This is a genomic window from Massilia sp. IC2-278, from assembly GCF_020708045.1.
Classification (GTDB): Bacteria; Pseudomonadota; Gammaproteobacteria; order Burkholderiales; family Burkholderiaceae_D; genus Telluria.
Genome location: NZ_JAJFES010000034.1, coordinates 1 through 13,995, shown reverse-complemented (window position 1 = coordinate 13,995; position 13,995 = coordinate 1). Strand labels below are relative to the sequence as shown.

The 13,995-nt window shown below is 67.2% G+C and carries 14 protein-coding genes and 1 pseudogene; 12 read left to right on the top strand and 3 right to left on the bottom strand.

Annotated elements, in window-relative coordinates; translation table 11 throughout:
* Positions 1-221 precede the first annotated feature (221 nt).
* Entirely contained in the window at positions 222-1,178 is a 957-nt protein-coding gene (locus LK540_RS24830; RefSeq protein ID WP_229440082.1) for an alpha/beta hydrolase-fold protein, read from the bottom strand.
* 318 nt (positions 1,179-1,496) lie between these two features.
* Here LK540_RS24830 and LK540_RS24825 point away from each other — a divergent pair, with 318 nt between their 5' ends.
* From LK540_RS24825 to crtB, 5 genes are read left to right on the top strand one after another with little or no spacing between them, the layout of a single operon-like run.
* The gene (locus tag LK540_RS24825; protein ID WP_229440081.1) at positions 1,497-2,465 is read left to right on the top strand and encodes a polyprenyl synthetase family protein; all 969 of its coding nucleotides are present in this window, start codon (positions 1,497-1,499) and stop codon (positions 2,463-2,465) included.
* Between the two features lie 54 nt (positions 2,466-2,519).
* Positions 2,520-3,872 carry a glycosyltransferase gene (locus LK540_RS24820; RefSeq protein WP_229440080.1) on the top strand — a complete coding sequence of 451 codons (1,353 nt, stop codon included), beginning with the start codon at positions 2,520-2,522 and terminating at the stop codon, positions 3,870-3,872.
* A 7-nt stretch (positions 3,873-3,879) separates the two neighbouring features.
* Positions 3,880-5,058, top strand: coding sequence for a lycopene beta-cyclase CrtY (gene crtY, locus LK540_RS24815; protein WP_229440079.1), 1,179 nt, complete (start codon positions 3,880-3,882; stop codon positions 5,056-5,058).
* On the top strand, positions 5,055-6,545 hold the full coding sequence (locus tag LK540_RS24810; protein ID WP_229440078.1) for a phytoene desaturase: 1,491 nt from the start codon (positions 5,055-5,057) through the stop codon (positions 6,543-6,545). Before crtY ends, LK540_RS24810 begins: the two co-directional genes overlap by 4 nt.
* On the top strand, positions 6,542-7,546 hold the full coding sequence (gene crtB, locus LK540_RS24805) for a 15-cis-phytoene synthase CrtB (protein WP_229440077.1): 1,005 nt from the start codon (positions 6,542-6,544) through the stop codon (positions 7,544-7,546). Before LK540_RS24810 ends, crtB begins: the two co-directional genes overlap by 4 nt.
* A 37-nt stretch (positions 7,547-7,583) precedes the next feature.
* On the opposite strand, the pseudogene LK540_RS24800 reads toward crtB, so the two are convergent.
* Positions 7,584-7,976, bottom strand: a pseudogene (locus LK540_RS24800) (sterol desaturase family protein); the annotation flags it as partial.
* Positions 7,977-8,082: 106 nt separating this feature from the next.
* On the opposite strand from LK540_RS24800, the gene LK540_RS24795 reads away from it, so the two are divergent.
* Both LK540_RS24795 and LK540_RS24790 read left to right on the top strand, forming a co-directional pair.
* The gene (locus LK540_RS24795) at positions 8,083-8,496 is read left to right on the top strand and encodes a DUF2141 domain-containing protein (protein ID WP_229440076.1); all 414 of its coding nucleotides are present in this window, start codon (positions 8,083-8,085) and stop codon (positions 8,494-8,496) included.
* Positions 8,497-8,632: 136 nt separating this feature from the next.
* On the top strand, positions 8,633-8,851 hold the full coding sequence (locus LK540_RS24790) for a hypothetical protein (protein ID WP_229440075.1): 219 nt from the start codon (positions 8,633-8,635) through the stop codon (positions 8,849-8,851).
* 31 nt (positions 8,852-8,882) lie between these two features.
* Here the strand turns inward: LK540_RS24790 and LK540_RS24785 are convergent, their stop codons facing one another.
* Entirely contained in the window at positions 8,883-9,170 is a 288-nt protein-coding gene (locus tag LK540_RS24785) for a hypothetical protein (protein WP_229440074.1), read from the bottom strand.
* Between the two features lie 199 nt (positions 9,171-9,369).
* Between LK540_RS24785 and LK540_RS24780 the strand changes: the two genes are divergently transcribed.
* The 5 genes from LK540_RS24780 to LK540_RS24760 all read left to right on the top strand — a co-directional run bounded on the left by LK540_RS24780 (position 9,370) and on the right by LK540_RS24760 (position 13,644).
* Positions 9,370-9,615, top strand: a complete 246-nt coding sequence (locus tag LK540_RS24780; protein ID WP_229440073.1) for a hypothetical protein — start codon at positions 9,370-9,372, stop codon at positions 9,613-9,615.
* A gap of 167 nt (positions 9,616-9,782) precedes the next feature.
* Positions 9,783-10,199, top strand: a complete 417-nt coding sequence (locus tag LK540_RS24775; RefSeq protein ID WP_229440072.1) for a DUF2141 domain-containing protein — start codon at positions 9,783-9,785, stop codon at positions 10,197-10,199.
* Positions 10,200-10,206: 7 nt separating this feature from the next.
* On the top strand, positions 10,207-11,700 hold the full coding sequence (locus tag LK540_RS24770) for a carotenoid oxygenase family protein (RefSeq protein ID WP_229440071.1): 1,494 nt from the start codon (positions 10,207-10,209) through the stop codon (positions 11,698-11,700).
* Between the two features lie 7 nt (positions 11,701-11,707).
* Positions 11,708-12,877: a sensor histidine kinase gene (locus LK540_RS24765; protein ID WP_229440070.1), complete on the top strand. Its 1,170-nt coding sequence runs from the start codon at positions 11,708-11,710 to the stop codon at positions 12,875-12,877.
* Positions 12,878-12,897: 20 nt separating this feature from the next.
* Entirely contained in the window at positions 12,898-13,644 is a 747-nt protein-coding gene (locus LK540_RS24760) for a LytTR family DNA-binding domain-containing protein (protein WP_229440069.1), read from the top strand.
* Positions 13,645-13,995: the final 351 nt, after the last annotated feature.

Below are 13,995 nucleotides of genomic sequence, written 5' to 3'. Positions count from 1 at the left end.
GTGATTACATCGAGAAGTACTACAATACGCGGCGGTTACATCAGACCTTGGGCTACCAAACGCCTGCCGCCGTCGACGCTGCATACCGTGTGCCTAAATAACTGTCCAGGATATCCGGATCACCTCAAGTCTGACATCCGGACACGAACTCAAGCGTATCCGGAGCCTGCCAGTGTTGAATGCAGAGCCCGTGTCTTGATGTCAGACCTGACCCCGGCTGTTTATTTACCCAGCAGGAAGACCAGCGGCACTTCCAGGCGCGCGGCCCAGGCCTTTTCGTTGTGGTCGTCGGCGGGATACACCTTGCTCAGGTAATTCGACTCCGTATAGCCCTTGTCGCGCACGATCTGGTCGACGAAGGTCTGGTACGGCGCATACAGCGCGTCGAGGCCGACGCCGCCGTGGTCCTGGTACAGCTTGTGTCCCTGCGGCGGCGGCAGCTTGTGGTTCAGGTAGTTGTAGGCGGCCAGCGGCAAGGCGGCGTTGTGCTTGCCGGTGCCGGGCCAGTGGGTCGACAGGCCGGCCGCGCCGCCGAATACCTGCGGGTATTCGCTCATCGCATACACCGAAATCAGGCCGCCCATGCTCGAGCCCATGATGAAGGTGCCGGCGGCATCAAGACGCGTGGCGTACTTGGCGTCGATCACGGGTTTGAGTTCCTGCACCAGGAAGCGCAGGTAGTCGTCGGCTTCCGGCGCGTGCTTCAGGCCGTCGCGCACGAAGGCCGCGCGTGCTTCGGGCGTCATCTCGTCGAGGAATTTCTCGGGAAAGTATTCGAAGTAGCGGTTCTGCGCGATGTTGAAGACGCCGACGATGATCGTGTCCTCCACCTTCCCTTCGCGATTCAATCGCGCCAGGGTTTCGTGCACGTGCCAGGCGGTCTTGTTCCAGGTCGTGGATGGATCGAACAGCATCTGGCCGTCGTGCATGTAGAGCACCTGGAAGCGCTTGCCGGCGCGCGCCTTCTCGGCGTAATCGCCCGGCACCCACACTTCCACCGGGCGCGCCTCGACGAACTTCGACGGCGCCAGCGCCAGGCGCTCGAGCTTGCCGACGGTAACGCGCGCGGCAGCCGGCGCCGCCGATGCTGATGCAGCAGGCGCAGCGGGTGCGGCCGATGCCGGCACGGCGGCGGACAACACGGACAGGCAGAGGCAGGTCTTGGCGAACGACTTCACAGGGTCTCCCGATAAATATTGATGAGCTGACATTATGCCCCCGCCCCTGCCCGGCGCGAACAAACCGGCAATATTGCGCAGCGTCTCGAAGTGTTTGCGTGCCGACTCGCCACGCCCGGCATGCCACAGACGGTCAAACCGTGGAATAGTTGCCGTCAACGGCCCTGGTGCACACGAATGACGGCGTCAGGGCCAAAACACCAAACTTGTCTATACCGCACACCGTTGAAGATGTTAATTATTGTTTAGTTAAGATTCCGGTATGATGCACTACGAATTCATCAATTTCGATCATCCACATTTGGCGGAGGAATGCGCATGACTACGCAGGCACGAAGATTCGCCAGGCGCGAGATGGACACCCCGAAAGACATCGCGGGTGCGGAGATGGACATGGTGCGCCAGGAACTCGAAGACCGGCTCGCCGCGCTGCTCGCCGACAGCGGCCCGAGCTCGGACCGCCTGGCCGCCGCCATGCGCGCCGCCGCCCTCGGTTCCGGCAAGCGCATGCGTCCGCTGCTGCTGATGCTGGTCGCGCGCGACCTCGGCTGCGATTCGCCGGCCCTGATCGACGTCGCCTGCGCCGTCGAGCTGGTGCACGCGGCCTCGCTGGTGCTCGACGACATGCCCTGCATGGACGATGCCCAGCTACGCCGCGGCAAGCCGACGATCCACGTGCAGTATGGCGAAGACGTCGCCATCCTCGCCTCGATCGCCCTGCTCAGCCGCGCCTTCGGCATCCTCGGTTCGGCCCAGGACATCCCGCCGCCGGTGCGCGCGCGCCTGGTGGCGCGGCTGTCGGAAACCATCGGCGCGCAGGGCCTGGTGCGCGGCCAGTTCCTCGACCTGCAGGCCACTGCCCGCTCGGCCGAGGACATCGCCACCACCAACGAACTCAAAACCGGCGTGCTGCTCGGCGCCGCGGTCGACATGGCCGCCATCATTGCCGAAACTGACGACTGCGTCGCCCGCTCGCTGCGCGCCTTTGCGCTGGCCGCCGGTCACGCCTTCCAGCTGCGCGACGACTTCCAGGACGGCCCCGGCATGGACCCGACCATCACCGGCAAGGACACCGGCAAGGACGTCAACAAGGCCACCTTCATCAACACCCTCGGCTTCGATGAAGCGCGGCGGCGCCTGATGGACCACCTGCACGAGGCCGACCGCTGCCTGACCGACGCCATCGGCAGCAAGCAGGGCACGCGCCGCTTCGTGGGCAGCCTGTTCGGCGGCGGCGCGGGGCAGTATTTCGCCGGCCAGCAGGCCGACTATGCCGTGCGCCACTGACCATGGCCGCCTGCACCCCGTCGAATCAACCCGTGTAACTGGAGATTCCCCCGCATGGCCCACTTCGGCGTGGTCGCACCGGCGTTCTACAGCCACTACAACGCGATGGCGGCGCTCGGCCTCGAACTGGCTGCGCGCGGCCACCGCATCACCTTCCTGCACCAGCTTGACGCCGGCGCCTACCTGAAGGACCCGCGCCTCGGCTTCCACGCCGTCGGCCGCGACACCCACCCGGCCGGAACGCTCGCCGCCTCGATCGAACGCGCCGCCAATCCCGGCGGGCCGCTGGGCCTGCGCCGCGTGATCCAGGACATGGCGCGCACCACCGATATGCTGTGCCGCGAACTGCCGCCCGCCATCACGGCGCTTGGCATCGACGCCCTGCTGTGCGACCAGATGGAAGCGGCCGGCGGCCTGGTGGCCGAGGGCATGGGCCTGCCTTTCGCCTCGGTGGCGAACGCGCTGCCGGTGAACCGCGAACCCGGCATTCCGCTGCCGGTCATGCCTTTCGATTTCGAGGACAGCGAGCGCGCGCGCCACATGGTCGAGGGCAGCACCCGCGTCTACGACTGGCTGATGTCGCCACATGCCGAGGTGATTGCGGCGCAGGCGCGCAGCCTGGGCCTGGCGCCGCGCAGCGCCATGCACGAATGCCTGTCGCCGCTGCTGCAGGTGAGCCAGACGGTCGAGTCCTTCGACTTCCCGCGCAAGGCGTTGCCGCCGCATTTCCACCACGTCGGCCCGCTGCGCTTCACGCAGGCCGCGCAAGTCCCTGACGACGGCCGCCGCATGCCGGATATCGATCCCGGCCGCCCCTTCGTCTTCGCTTCGCTCGGCACCCTGCAGGGCGGGCGCTTCGGCCTGTTCAAGCGCATCGTCCAGGCGTGCCGCAAGCAGGACGTGCAATTGCTGGTCGCCCATTGCGGCGGCCTCGACGAACGCCAGGCCCAGGCCCTGCGCGACGCGGGGGCCGACTGGGTGGTCGCCTTTGCGCCGCAAGAAGAAGTCCTGGCGCGCGCCGACGTCGTGATCTCGCACGCCGGCTCGAACACGGTAATGGATGCGATTGCCGCCAGCACGCCGATCCTGGCGCTGCCGATCGCCTTCGACCAGCCCGGCGCGGCGGCGCGCATCCGCCATACCGGCATCGGCCTGTCGGCGTCGCCGCGCTTTGCCAGCCCGGCGCAGATCGGCCGCCTGCTGCGCCGCCTGCTCGACGATGCCGGCTTCGCCAGGCGCATGGCGCCGCTGGCCGCAGACCTGGCGCGCGCCGGCGGCACCCCGCGCGCGGCCAGCCTGGTCGAGGAGGCGCTGGGCCAGCGGCTCTCCTCGCGCCAGCCCGTCCAGGCGCAGGTGCAGGCAGGGCCGCCGGCAACGGCCGAGACGGGCGTGGCCAGCCTTGGATAAACCCGTCATGGCAAGCGCAGCGCAATACGATCTGATCCTGGCCGGCGGCGGCCTGGCCAACGGCCTGATCGCCTGGCGCCTGCACACCCTGCGCCCGGACCTGCGCATCCTGCTGCTGGAAGCGAGCGAGCGCATCGGCGGCAACCACACCTGGTCCTTCCACGACGGCGATTTGACACCCGAGCAGCATGCCTGGATCGCGCCGGTCGTCGCCAGGCGCTGGCCGCGCTACGACGTGGTCTTTCCCGACTATGCACGCACGCTGGGTAGCGGCTATGCCAGCGTTACGTCCGATGCCTTCGCGCGCGTCATCGGTGCGGCGCTCGGCCCCTCCTTGCGCACAGGCGTGCGGATCGAGGCCTTGAGCCCGACCACGGTCACGCTGGCCGGCGGCGAAGTCCTGCATGCGCGCGCCGTGATCGACGGCCGCGGCGTGCGCGCGTCGGATCGTCTTGCGCTCGGCTACCAGACCTTCCTCGGCCAGGAAGTGCGCCTGGCCGCGCCGCATGGCCTCACCGCCCCCATCATCATGGACGCCAGCGTCGAACAGCAGGGCGGCTACCGCTTCGTGTACACCCTGCCCTTCGACGCGCACACGCTGCTGATCGAAGACACCCATTACGTCGACACCGGCGCCTGGGAGCCGGAACGCCTGCGCGCGAATATCGCCGAGTATGCGCGGGCGCGCGGCTGGCAAATCATGGAGGTGCTGCGCGAGGAACACGGTTCGCTGCCCATCGTGCTGGCCGGCGACTTCGACGCCTACTGGCGCGAGCTCGATGGCCAGCCCTGCGCCGGCCTGCGCGCCGGCCTGTTCCACTCGACCACGGGTTACTCGCTGCCGCATGCGGTGCGCCTGGCCGAGCGCATCGCTTCATTCTCCGAATTCAGCGCCCCGCGCCTGTTCGCGGCGATTCGCGACGAAGCGCAACAGGAGTGGCGCGCCCAGCGCTTCTTCCGCCTGCTCAACCGCATGCTGTTCCTGGCCGGCAGTCCCGACAAACGCTGGCGCGTGATGGGGCGCTTCTACCGCCTGTCGCCGCGCCTGATCGCCCATTTCTACGCCGGCCGCCTGCGCCTGCGCGACAAGGCGCGCATCCTCAGCGGTAAACCGCCCGTGCCCCTGGTGGCCGCCTTTGCCGCGGCCCGCAAGACCCACCCTCGTCAGATCAGGAATTCCGAATGAACCAACAACAAACCGCCGTGGTCATCGGCGCCGGCTTCGGCGGCCTGGCGCTGGCCATCCGCCTGCAAGCACGCGGCATCCAGACCACCCTGCTGGAAAAGCGCGACAAGCCGGGCGGCCGCGCCTACGTGTATGAAGACCAGGGCTTCGTGTTCGACGCCGGCCCCACCGTGATCACCGATCCGTCCTGCATCGAGGAGCTGTTCACGCTGGCCGGCAAGCGCATCGAGGACTATGTCGAGATGCTGCCGGTCGAACCCTTCTACCGCCTGTGCTGGGAGGACGGCAGCCACTTCGATTACCTGAATAACCAGGAAGCGCTGGACCGCCAGATCCACGCGCGCAACCCGGCCGACGTCGAGGGTTATAAACGCTTCCTAGCGTATTCAAAGGCCGTGTTCGAGGAAGGCTACATCAAGCTCGGCACCGTGCCTTTCCTGTCCTTCCGCGACATGATCCAGGCCGGCCCACAGCTGGCGCGCCTACAGGCCTGGCGCAGCGTGTACGGCATGGTGTCGCGTTTCATCCAGGACGAGCATTTGCGCCAGGCCTTTTCCTTCCACTCGCTGCTGGTGGGCGGGAATCCCTTCGCCACGTCCTCGATCTACACCCTGATCCACGCGCTGGAACGGCGCTGGGGTGTGTGGTTCCCGCGTGGCGGCACCGGGGCACTGGTGAAGGGACTCGTAAAACTGTTCCAGGACATCGGCGGCCGCTTCGAATTGAATGCCCCAGTGGCGCGCATCGAAACGAGCAACGGCCGCGCCACCGGCGTGCGCCTGGAAGATGGCCGCCTGTTCGCGGCCGATGCCGTGGCCTCGAACGCCGACGTGGTCCACACCTACGCCAAGCTGCTCGGCCACGATGCGCGCGGCACGGCCGAAGCCGATTCGCTGAAGAAGAAACGCTTCAGCAATTCCCTGTTCGTGCTCTACTTCGGGCTGGACCACCACCATTCGCAGCTGCAGCACCACACCGTGTGCTTCGGCCCGCGCTACCGCGAACTGATCAAGGACATCTTCAACGGGGAATCGCTGGCCGACGATTTTTCGCTCTACCTGCACGCGCCCTGCGTCACCGACCCGTCGCTGGCGCCGCCCGGCTGCGGCAGCCACTACGTGCTGGCGCCGGTGCCGCACCTGGGCAATGCGCCGATCGACTGGGAAGTCGAAGGCCCGCTGTACCGCGACCGCATCTTCGAGTATCTGGAAAAGCGCTACATGCCGGGCCTGCGCAGCCAGCTCGTCACCAGCCGCATCTTCACGCCGCTCGACTTCCGCGACCAGCTGAACGCCCATCACGGCTCGGCCTTCTCGCTGGAGCCGATCCTCACGCAAAGCGCCTGGTTCCGCCCGCACAACCGCGACGCCGAGCTGGCGAACGTCTACCTGGTCGGCGCCGGCACCCATCCCGGCGCCGGCGTGCCGGGCGTGATCGGTTCGGCCAAGGCCACCGCCGGCCTGATGCTGGGCGAGGTGGCGGCATGAGCGAAGCGCTGATGCAGCATGCGACCCAGACCATAGAAGTAGGGTCGAAAAGCTTTGCGGCGGCGGCGAAACTGTTCGATGCCGAGACCCGGCGCGGCGTGCTGATGCTGTATGCCTGGTGCCGCCATTGCGACGACGTGGTGGACGGCCAGGAGCTGGGCTTCGCCCCTGCGGCCGGCGCGCAGGCGCCGCACGCCGCCGGGCACGATCCCGTCAAGGAGCTGGCCCTGCTGCGCGACCAGACCCGCCGCGCCTACGCCGGCGAACGCATGCACGATCCGGCTTTTGCCGCCTTCCAGGAAGTTGCGCTCAGGCACGGCATCGAGCCGCGCCATGCCTACGACCACCTGGCCGGCTTCGCCATGGACGTCGAGGGCGCCCGTTACGAGACCATCGACGACACCCTGCGCTACTGCTACCACGTGGCCGGCGTGGTCGGCCTGATGATGGCCTCGATCATGGGCGCGCGCGACCCGGCCGTGCTGGACCGCGCCTGCGACCTGGGCCTGGCCTTCCAGCTGACGAACATCGCGCGCGACATCGTCGACGATGCGCACATCGGCCGTTGCTACCTGCCGGCTGCCTGGCTGCGCGAAGCCGGCATCCCGCAGGACGAGATCGCGCTGCCGCGCCACCGCGAGGCGCTGGCGAAGATCGCCGCACGCCTGGTCGACCATGCCGAGCCGTATTACGAATCGGCTTATGCCGGCCTGGCTGCGCTGCCGCTGCGTTCAAGCTGGGCGATCGCCACGGCGCGCCTGGTGTACCGGCAGATCGGCATCGTGGTGAAGCGGCGCGGGCCGCATGCCTGGGACACGCGCGCCGGCACGAGCAAGCTCACCAAGTTGTGGCTGCTGCTGCGCGGCGGGTGCGATGCGCTCAGTTCACGGATTCGGACGACGAGTTCGCCGCGCCCTGCCCGGCTGTGGAGCCGCCCTGCTGGCGGCGCTGAGGGTGACGCTGCAGGCGGCCTCCATGCAGCGCGTGCAACTGCTGCTTGAGGCTGTCGGCCGAAGGCGCGTACAGGAAACCGAAGGAGACCGCGCCCTCCTTGCCGTCGACCGCGTGATGCATGCGGTGGGCCTGGTAGAGACGCTTGAGGTAGCCGCGCTTGGGCACGTAGCGAAAGGGCCAGCGCCCGTGCACCAGGCCGTCGTGGGCAACGAAGTAGAGCAGGCCGTAGGCCGTCATGCCGGCGCCGATCCACTCGAGCGGATGGTAGCCGCGCGTGCCGGCGTAGATGAGGGCGATGGCGACACCGGCGAAGACCACCGCGTACAAGTCGTTTTTCTCGAACCAGCCGGTGCGCGGCTCGTGGTGCGACTTGTGCCAGCCCCAGCCGAAGCCATGCATGACGTACTTGTGCGCGACGATGGAGAAGAGTTCCATGAACACGACGGTGAGCACGACGATAAGCGTATTGAGCAGCATGGTTTAACGAATCAACAAGAAGCCGGGATACCCACAGCCTACCATGGCGCACACCGCGCACGGCTGGGGAAGCGGCTTATCACCCCTCATGAATAAAGGACGACACATGTTTTCACGCTTGGTTTTCGGTTGCACCCTGTTTTGCGCGCTGACGGCGGGCGCATCGGCCGCCACGGTCGAGGTACGCGTCTCGGGCGTCATGGCCGGCAAGGGCAAAATCAACGTCGCCCTGTGCGATAAGGAACGCTTCCTGAAGCAATGCGGCTACAGCGGCTCGGCCCCGGCCAAGGGTACGGACACGGTAATCACGCTGAAGGACATCCCGGCCGGTAGCTGGGCCGTCATGGCCTACCAGGACGAGAACGAAAACAATGAACTCGACCGCAGCTTCATCGGCATTCCGAAAGAGAACTACGGCTTCAGCCGCGATGCGCGCGGCAAGTTCGGGCCGCCGGGCTTCGAGGACGCGGCGATCGAGGTGAAAGAAGGCACCACGGTGGCGCCCGTGAAGCTGAAGTAGGAAATGGTAGGAAGCGGGCCCCTGCGCCACCCGCCGTGCATGCAAATGTGACAATTGAAGAGTTTCTTTTCAGCTAGGGAATGCTAGAGTTGGCACTCACGGGCGCAGTGCCCGTTCTACATGGAGGAAGCGAAGGATGAAGAAACTCTGTCTGCTGGCGGGCGTGGTCGTGTTGATTGCCGGGTGTGCGAGCCCGTCTGGAACGGCATCGGGAACGGACGGGAGCCAGGTGGTGAGCAGGGAGCGCGCTTCGGATGACGACCTGCCGACCGGCTCGCTCATCCGCCGCAAGAAGTCGGAGCCGAGCAAGGTGCAGACGGTCACGCTCGACAGGCAGGCTGAAGTCGAACGCTAGACTGCAGCAGCGCAGCCCGGCAGCAGCAAGGCTAGGCCCCGTCGATCACCCGCATCAGGAAGTGCATCTTGCGCGGCGCCCGGTGCCGCTCGTGGATCTCGCGCGTCAGCACCTCCACCCGGCGCGGCTGCAGCGCCAGCTGGCGCACGTCGATCGGGGCGCCGGCCGCCAGGTTGCCGGCGAACTGGGCCGCCAGCTGCTGCGATACCGTCCCGGTCAGCGTGACCGCCACCCCGTGCAGCGTCGTCTTCAGCTCGAAACTGCGCGATTCGGGCAGGACGAACACCGTCCCGACGAATTCGTTGCCGTGCTCTTCCATGGTTGTCTCCATCGATGACCGCTGCATCTTCATCATAGCAAGCCGGTGGCGCAGTTCAACATCGGCACGCCTGCGACATGCGTCGATCCCCATGCGCCAGGCGTGCAAAAGTGACAATTGAAGAGAATATGCCGGCCCTCGCAATGCTAGAGTTTGCATTCGCGGGCGTCCCGCCTGTCCACACATCGAAGGAGCGAGCATGAAGAAGCTGTTGCTACTGGGAGGCATGATGCTGTTGCTGGCAGGGTGCGCCAGCACTGCCGAGACCGAGCCGGGCAAGACATCGCGCCAGGAACGCGTCGCCGATTCCTACGCCCCGACGGGCACCTTCATTCCGCGCAAGAAGTCCGAGCGCGGCGCAACCAATACCACCGAGATCGACAAACAGACCTTCGAGAACGACCGGATGAACAGCAACGGCACCAACAACGCCATCGGCCGCTAGCCTCATCGGTCGCCCCATCAGGAAATGCAGCTTGCGCGGCGCCGGCCGCAACTCGCGCCGCCGGCATGCAACTGGCGCCGGCAACCGCGTCCCTCGTCGCATCGGCCCACGCCGTGCCGGGCGCGCCGCTACAGTGGCTTCACCCTACAACGCCACTGGAGAACGCCATGCAATCCCACCGCCTCGCCATCTGCCTCGCCGCCCTGTTCGCAAGCTGCGCCGCCCACGCCGGCGACCTGAGCATCACCGTCGAAGGCGTGAAAAACGACCAGGGCCAGATCATGGTCGCGCTCTACGATTCGGCCGACGGCTTCCTGAAACGCACCGTGAAAGCCGGCGCCGCCCCGGCCGCGAATGGCAGCACCAAAGTCGTCGTCAAGGACGTCCCGGCCGGCGCCTACGGCTTCGCCCTGTTCCACGACGCCAACGGCAACGGCAAGATGGACAAGAACATGATGGGCATTCCGTCCGAGGACTACGCCTTCAGCAACAACGCCCTCGGCAACATGGGGCCGCCGTCGTTCGAGCAGGCGCGCTTCACCGTGCCGGCCGCCGGCGCCGCCGTTACCGTTTCGCTGCGCTGAGGCTGCCATGGACCGCCGCCGCTTCCTTTCCGCGGGTCTGGGCCTGGGCGCCCTCGCCCTCACCGGCAACGCCCGCGCCGACGCCGCCACCTACCAGCGCTTCCACGCCGCCCTGGCGCGCGACAAATCGCTCGCCGTGTATGCCGACCAGGTGGGCGAGCAGTCGGGCCTGGCCGTGGTCGAAGGCCGCCTGCCAAAGGATTTACAGGGCAGCTTCTACCGCAACGGGCCCGGCCGCTTCGAACTCGGCCGCGAGCGCTACCACCACTGGTTCGACGGCGACGGTTTCGTGCAGCGCTGGACCATCGACGGCGGCAAGGTGCGCCACCACGGGCGCTTCGTCGAAACCCGGCGCTTCCGCGACGAGTCCGAGGCCGGCCAATTCCTGTACCCCGCCTTCGGCACCATGTTCGCGCGCCGCGGCTTCCGCGACAACGACACCCTGAACGCCGCGAATACCAACCTGCTCCCTTTCAATGGCCGCCTGTACGCGCTGTGGGAAGGCGGCTCGGCCACCGAGGTCGACCCCGACACGCTGGCCACGCTCGGCATCAAGACCTGGCGCGACGACGTCAAGGCGATGCCCTTCTCGGCGCATCCGAAGCTCGATCCGCAGGGCGGCATGTGGAACTTCGGCGCCCTGCCCGGCGCCAACCGCCTGGCCCTGTACCAGATCGATGCCGCCGGCGCGCTGCTGCGCACGGGCGTGCTCGAGGTGCCGCAGCTGGCGATGGTGCACGACTTCGCCGTCAGCGCGAAGCACCTGGTGTTCGTGGTGCCGCCTTATGACTTCAGCGGCGACTCCGCACTGAGCTTCGCCGAGCGGCATAGCTGGGCTGGCAGCGGCGCCAGGGCGCGGCCGACGCGCGTGGTCGTGGTGGCGAAAGACACGCTGACGCTGCGCCAGGTCTTCGAGCTGCCGCCGCAGATGGTCTTCCACCTCGGGAACGCCTGGGACGACGGCGACTGCACCCGCTTCGACGTGGTGCTGCACGCGGGCGACGCCCTGGCAGGCCTGGGCAGCTTGATGAGCGGCACGCGCGCAGACAATGCGCTAGGCCGTAGCCAGGCCGTGCAGGTGTGCCTCGACTACGCCAGCGGCCGGGCCACGACCGGGCGCCTGCTCGGCCCCAGCGAATTCCCGCGCGTGATGCCGCAGGTAATCGGCACGCGCCACCGGCGCCTGGCGCTATTGAGCAGCGACCGCGCCAACCGCGAACTGGTGCTGGACACCGTGAACGTGGTCGACACCGACAGCGGCAAGGTCGACAGCTACCGCTTCGGCGCCGGCTGGCAGGTCGAGGAACACGTGCTGGTGCCGCGCCGCGGCGCGCGCAATGAACGCGACGGCTACCTGGTTGGCGTGGCTCAGGATACCCGGCGCGGCGTGGGCGTGCTGAGCGTGTTCGACGCGGCAAAGATCAGCAACGGACCGCTGGCCCTGGCCAGCTTGCCCTATCGCACGCCGCACTGCTTTCATGGTAATTTCTTGGCTACTTGACCACCCCATGACCATGTCCTCCCACCCTCCCGAACCAGCGCCGCGCGGCGTGCATCCGCTCGAAGTGCTGGCGCCGTTTCGCCGCATCCGCGCGTCGCCGCTGCGCAACCTGGTCTACACCTTCGTCTGGAACTGCCTGATCGGCCTGGCGCTCGCCGCCGCCGAACAGTGGCTGGCCGGCCGGCCCGGGCCGTTCGGGCCGCGGCTGGCCGTCATGCTGGTCGGCGCCAACGTGGTCGGCTTCCTGATCCATGGCGCCCTGTACGGCCTGCGCCGCTTTGCGCCGCTGGCGGTGTCGGGCAAGGGCTGGCGTCCGCGCCTGGCGCAGATGGCGGTGTCCGGCATCGGCGCCCTGCTCGGCATCGGACTGATGCGCGTCGTGCTGTCGAACGCCCATCCGCTCGACGTGCTGCGCTCGGGACCGATGATCACCATCGCCGTGTATGCGGCCGGCACCGCCATCATCATCCGCCTGGTGCTGTTTGCCGGCGAGCGCCGTATCGAACGCGAGACCCATGCCGCGCGCCAGCAGGAGCAGATCGCCGCCGCCGGGCGCATGCTGGCCGAAGCGCGCTTGCGCGCCCTGCAGGCCCAGATCGAACCGCACTTCCTGTACAACACCCTGGCCAACGTGGTCAGCCTGATCGACACCCAGCCGGCGCAGGCGCGACGCATGCTGGAGCGCTTCATCGACTACCTGCGCGCCAGCCTGGCCGCCAGCCGCGCCGATTCGGCCACGCTCGGCGGTGAGCTCGACCTGGTCCGCGCCTACCTCGACGTGCTGGGCGTGCGCATGGGCGCGCGCCTGCGCTACCGCATCGAGGCGGACTCGGACACGCGCCAGCTGCCGATCGCGCCGATGCTGCTGCAGCCGCTGGTCGAGAACGCGATCATGCACGGCATCGAGCCGAAGATGGAAGGCGGCGAGGTACTGGTGCGGGCGCGGCTGGTCGACGATGCGCTGTGCGTGGAGGTCAGCGACAGCGGCATGGGCCTGGGCCATGCGGCGCCGCGTCCCGGCGGCGGGGTCGGCCTGTCGAACCTGCGCGAGCGGGTGCAGCGGCTGCACGGGCCGACCGCTCAGCTACAATTAATCGAAAACCAACCCTGCGGCGTGACTTCGCGCCTGCTGCTGCCACTCACGAAGGTGACGCCATCGATTCCCCCCGCGCCCTGATCGCCGACGACGAACCGCATTTGCTCGACTACCTCGCTGCCCAGCTGGCCCAGGCCTGGCCCGAACTGCGCGTAACGCGCGCCGCCAACGGCATCCAAGCGCTGGAGCTGATCGACGAGCTGGCGCCGGATGTCGTCTTCCTCGATATCCAGATGCCGGGGCTGACCGGCATCGAACTGGCGGCAAGGCTGTGCGCCGGCGGTCGTCCGCCACGGGTCGTGTTCACCACCGCGCATGAGCAGTATGCGGTGCATGCGTTCGAGCACGCGGCGTTTGATTATTTGTTGAAGCCGATCGGGCTGGAGCGGCTGCAGCGTACCGTGGACCGGTTGCGCGAGGCCTTGCGTTCATCGGCGCCGGCGCCGAGCGTGGCGCCGGATGCCTTGCAGGCGCTGCTGCGGCAGCTGGGCGTTTCCGCGCCTGCTGCTTCTCCCGCGCCGGCGCCGCTGCAATGGATACGCGCGGCGCAGGGGCAGGAAACGCGGCTGATTGCGGTGGACGAGGTAATCTACTTCCAGAGCAATGACAAGTACACCAGCATCTTCCTGGCGGACGGCGAAAGCCTGATCCGCACGCCGCTGGCCAAGCTGAAGGAGCAACTCGATCCGCAGCAGTTCTGGCAGATTCATCGCGGGGTGATCGTGGCGGCCAAGCACGTGGCAGGCACGCGCACCGATTTTCGCGGTCGCCTGCATGTGAAGCTCAAGGGGCGTGAGGAGCAGTTGGTCGTCAGTCGGAATTACGTGGATTTGTTCCGGCAGATGTGAATCGGCCCTCGACGTCTCCCGTACGGTGGGGTGTTTGAGGCCGGGGGCCTCAAACACGAAGTGCCCACGCGGTTACGTGCGTGTCCTTTTTGCATTGGCGGTGAGGTATCGCTCGCCGGCCCAAACCATCATCGCGATCGTCGACCGGGTTTGACGTTCGCGGGCGATATGTCATCCTCGCGGGCCAAACGCATACGCACGTAACCGCGTGGGCACGGGGTGCCTGTTTAGCACAGGGACATGGGTAACACATGGCTAGAGACATGGGTAACACATGTGCCGGGCTATTCTAGCTGCTCTCGCCGTCGATTCGTAGATCGATATTCTTTACTTCCCAGTTGCAGTAGAAGA

Coding starts and splice junctions, on each gene's coding strand:
- LK540_RS24780 (WP_229440073.1), top strand. CDS start 9,370: ATGAAGAAGCTGTTGCTACTGGGAGGCATGATGCTGTTGCTGGCAGGG.
- LK540_RS24795 (WP_229440076.1), top strand. CDS start 8,083: ATGTTTTCACGCTTGGTTTTCGGTTGCACCCTGTTTTGCGCGCTGACG.
- crtB (WP_229440077.1), top strand. CDS start 6,542: ATGAGCGAAGCGCTGATGCAGCATGCGACCCAGACCATAGAAGTAGGG.
- LK540_RS24765 (WP_229440070.1), top strand. CDS start 11,708: ATGACCATGTCCTCCCACCCTCCCGAACCAGCGCCGCGCGGCGTGCAT.
- LK540_RS24775 (WP_229440072.1), top strand. CDS start 9,783: ATGCAATCCCACCGCCTCGCCATCTGCCTCGCCGCCCTGTTCGCAAGC.
- crtY (WP_229440079.1), top strand. CDS start 3,880: ATGGCAAGCGCAGCGCAATACGATCTGATCCTGGCCGGCGGCGGCCTG.
- LK540_RS24785 (WP_229440074.1), bottom strand. CDS start 9,170: ATGGAAGAGCACGGCAACGAATTCGTCGGGACGGTGTTCGTCCTGCCC.
- LK540_RS24810 (WP_229440078.1), top strand. CDS start 5,055: ATGAACCAACAACAAACCGCCGTGGTCATCGGCGCCGGCTTCGGCGGC.
- LK540_RS24820 (WP_229440080.1), top strand. CDS start 2,520: ATGGCCCACTTCGGCGTGGTCGCACCGGCGTTCTACAGCCACTACAAC.
- LK540_RS24790 (WP_229440075.1), top strand. CDS start 8,633: ATGAAGAAACTCTGTCTGCTGGCGGGCGTGGTCGTGTTGATTGCCGGG.
- LK540_RS24825 (WP_229440081.1), top strand. CDS start 1,497: ATGACTACGCAGGCACGAAGATTCGCCAGGCGCGAGATGGACACCCCG.
- LK540_RS24770 (WP_229440071.1), top strand. CDS start 10,207: ATGGACCGCCGCCGCTTCCTTTCCGCGGGTCTGGGCCTGGGCGCCCTC.